The 1,305-nt window shown below is 59.4% G+C and carries 1 protein-coding gene; it reads left to right on the top strand.

Features of this window, described 5'->3' with window-relative positions:
• Positions 1-52 precede the first annotated feature (52 nt).
• Positions 53-1,305 (top strand): sialate O-acetylesterase (locus tag HB393_RS24875; protein WP_255551610.1); only part of this gene is annotated, 1,253 nt, incomplete at its 3' end.

The raw sequence follows: 1,305 nt of genomic DNA, 5'->3' as shown, positions 1-1,305 counted from the left end.
TGCTTTGTTCGCTCTCACTTTCGCGAGTTTGTCAGCCTTGGCAGAAATTCGTTTGCCACACTTGTTGAGCGACCACGCTGTGCTGCAGCGTGATGCCCCTGTACACCTGTGGGGCTGGTCCGCGCCAGATGTCAGATTGACCCTCCACTTCCATGCGCAGACAGTGACCGCTGTTGCGAATGGACTTGGACAATGGGATGCATATCTGATGCCAGAAAAGGCGGGGGGCCCCTACACTTTGACAATCGACGGCGATGGGCACACTGAGCGCCAGGACTTGTTGGTCGGCGATATCTGGTTCGCCTCCGGCCAGAGCAATATGGAGATGCCCCTGAACGGATTTCCACCCACGGCAACCGTGAAGGACGCAGCCAAAGAGATCGCCTCCGCGCACCATCCGAAGTTGCGCCTGCTGTTGGAAGAGCATGTGAGTTCAGACGTCCCTCAGGATGACGTGAACGGGGCATGGACGGAGTGCACACCAGAGACCGCCGCGAAGTTCTCGGCTGTCGCGTACTTTTTCGGCCGCGAGATATCGGAGAAGGAAGACGTTCCGGTCGGGTTAATCGACGCGTCCTGGGGTGGTACACCTGCGGATTCATGGGTGTCTTTGGATACCCTTGGCAGTGATCCACAACTGCTGCCTGCTTTCCAGGCGCGGGCGGAGTTTGCCGCGAAACAATCGAGTCTTGTGGCACAAGTCGCACAGGAAAAGCGTGAGGACGATGCCGCGCGAGCTGCCGGAAAGCCGCTGCCGAGCCACATGTGGCATCCGTCGGAAGTCTCATGGTCACCAGCTGGACTGTACAACGGCATGATCGCACCCGCGGTACCGTATACCGTAAGAGGCTTTCTCTGGTACCAGGGTGAGACAAACAGCGGACCGTCGCGCGCACCGTACTACGTCACGCTCTTTCCAGCGCTTATCCGAGACTGGCGTATGCACTTTGGGCAGGGGGATCTCCCGTTTCTGTTTGTACAGATCTCGTCCTTCCATTCGCCCGCCGAGAACTGGGGAGCGATCCGCGATGCGCAGCGACGGACACTGTGGGTACGCAATACGGCGATGGCCGTGTCTCTCGACGTAGGACTCGAAGACAATGTGCATCCGCCGGACAAGCAGACGGTGGCTGCACGACTGGCGCTGGCCGCTCGCGCTATCGTCTATGGAGAGCACGTCGCCTATGCTTCGCCGCTGCTGCGCGAAGTCACGTCCGAGCCGAATGCACTTCGCGTTTGGTTCGACAATGCAGAAGGCCTTTCCACCCACGGCAAGCCACTGCAGGGCTTTGAAATCGCCGGGGA

The organism is Granulicella sp. dw_53, from assembly GCF_018449545.1.
Lineage (GTDB): Bacteria > Acidobacteriota > Terriglobia > Terriglobales > Acidobacteriaceae > Edaphobacter.
This window is presented reverse-complemented; position numbering and strand designations above follow the sequence as displayed.